The organism is Streptomyces alkaliphilus (assembly GCF_014141535.1).
Lineage (GTDB): Bacteria > Actinomycetota > Actinomycetes > Streptomycetales > Streptomycetaceae > Streptomyces > Streptomyces alkaliphilus.
Window position 1 is genome coordinate 1 of record NZ_VKHT01000873.1, and the last position, 2,100, is coordinate 2,100.

The following is a 2,100-nucleotide window of genomic DNA, read 5'->3' on the forward strand; positions in this document are numbered from 1 at the left end:
GGCAGAGGGAGGTCGCTGACGCGCGACACCGAGGAGGGCCCCGCCGACGGATGTCGGCGGGGCCCTCCTTCGTTGTGCCCCGGGGCCGCGGGAGTACGGCCCTCGGACCCCTTCGCGGGACGCCCGTACCCCCAACCGGGTGATCGCGTGCCCCGGCGGGACCAAATCTGCTTTTGTCGCGGTAGACATCGCGCGTCGCTCCGGTTAGGGTTTTTTTCGTGGAGATGGTCGAACCCCACGGGAGGCGGTCGACCGGGCCCGCGGGACGCACCCGCGCCTCGCCCGGCGGTGCCCCTGGGGGACTCGGCTCCCATCGACTCGAAGAAATGGAGGAGTGAACGCCATCGGAACCGCCCGGCCCGAGAATCCCTCGGCTCGGGTACCGCAGGACCGGGGATGGGAAGGTGATCGCGCATCGAGTGGCGAGAGTCCCCGTCCACCCGCCCGTCGATCGGCCGGGTGACGGAAACGCAAGGTCGGCAGAGCGGTAGAGCCGACAGATGGTGTTGAATTTCCTTCGGGGCCCCGGTGCCGTACGGCGCGGGGCCCCTCGACACGTGCCACGTCTGAGGTGAGATGACAGCAGAGACCCCGCTCGACGACCGGTTGGACGACGACGACTACCCCGCGTACACGATGGGCCGGGCCGCCGAGATGCTCGGCACCACCCCCGGCTTCCTGCGCGCCATCGGGGAGGCCCGTCTGATCACGCCCCTTCGTTCGCAGGGCGGGCACCGTCGTTACTCCCGCTATCAGCTGAGGATCGCCGCCCGGGCCCGTGAGCTGGTGGATCGGGGCACGCCCATCGAGGCGGCGTGCCGCATCATCATCCTGGAGGACCAGCTCGAGGAGGCCCGGCGTATCAACGAGGAGTACCGGAGCGCCGCGCGGGGGTCCGCCGGGGCCGGCCCCGCCTGATCGGGGAGCCCCTCCTGCCGGGCCCCGCGCGCCGCGGGGAGGACGGGAGCCGGCGACGGGCGGAAAACGACGCCGTCCCGACGGGCCGGAGCCCGCCGGGACGACGGTGGAGCGAGCCGGGATGAGCCGGGACGACGGTTCGGCGGGACTCAGCAGGAGAGGTTGCCGCCCGGGGTGGTGCCGAGGATCTCGGTGAACCGCTGGAAGGTGCTGATCCGGCTCTGCACCTGGCCGGGGTTCCCGCCGTTGCACTCGATGCTGCCGTTGATGCTGCGGATCGACTCACCGAAGCCCGCGCCGCTGACGATGGCCTGGTGGCCGCTCATGTGGCCCGCGCCGGACTGGGTGTTCCAGAACCACAGGGCGGTGCGCCAGGAGATGGCCGCGTCGGTCTCCACCAGGCGGGGGTTGTTGAGCAGGTCGATGCCGAGGGCGTCACCGGCGGCCTTGTAGTTGAAGTTCCAGCTCAGCTGGATCGGACCCTTGCCGTAGTAGGCGTCCTGGCCGGCGGGGCAGCCGTAGGGCTGACTCCAGTCGCAGTAGTGGGGGTAGTTGGCGGTGTTCTGCTCCACGATGTGGACCAGGCCGCCGGTCTCGTGGCTGACGTTGGCCAGGAAGGCGGCGGCCTCGCGGCGCTGCACCTCGGTGCTGCCGGTGGTGGTGAAGCCGGGGTAGGAGCCGAGCGCGGCGACCAGCCCGCTGTAGGTGTAGAAGGAGTTCCGGTTCGGGAACATCTGGTTGAACTGGGCCTCGCTGACGATGAAGCCGCTCGGGTTCGGGTTCTCGCCGCCACCGCCGCTGTTCCCGCCACCGCCGCAGTTGTGCGGGTGCCAGAACCAGTGGCTGATCACCGGGTCGTAGCCGGGGTTCTCGTGCTCGGCGCGGTAGTAGCTGCCGTTGTAGCGGACGATGCTGCCGGCCGGGTACCAGGTGCCGGCCTGCCAGTCGGTAGCCGTTTCACAGGATGTCGAAGCCGTCGTGGCGGTGGAGGCCGAGCTGACCGTCGGTCCGAACGCGACGGCGAGTCCCGTCACGAGGGCGGCGGTCGTCAGCAGGGTCACGAAGCGTTTCTTGAGCACGCTGTCAGTCCTCGGAGTGTGGGGGAGGGCGCGCCGCCCGGCGTCGTGCCGGGGCGCTGCCGTGTGGGGGTGGGCCCACCGGCGGGGAGATCCCGCGGGGGCG

2 protein-coding genes are annotated in these 2,100 nt (G+C 70.9%); one reads left to right on the forward strand and one right to left on the reverse strand.

Annotation, left to right across the window (positions count from 1 at the left end; all coding sequences use genetic code 11):
• Positions 1-576: 576 nt before the first annotated feature.
• Complete coding sequence (locus FNQ90_RS20670; RefSeq protein WP_182607735.1) at positions 577-918, forward strand: MerR family transcriptional regulator; 342 nt, start codon at positions 577-579, stop codon at positions 916-918.
• A 149-nt stretch (positions 919-1,067) separates the two neighbouring features.
• On the opposite strand, the gene FNQ90_RS20675 is transcribed toward FNQ90_RS20670, so the two are convergent.
• Positions 1,068-1,997 (reverse strand): glycoside hydrolase family 19 protein, encoded by a 930-nt coding sequence (locus FNQ90_RS20675; RefSeq protein WP_182607736.1) that lies wholly within the window; start codon positions 1,995-1,997, stop codon positions 1,068-1,070.
• Positions 1,998-2,100 lie beyond the last annotated feature (103 nt).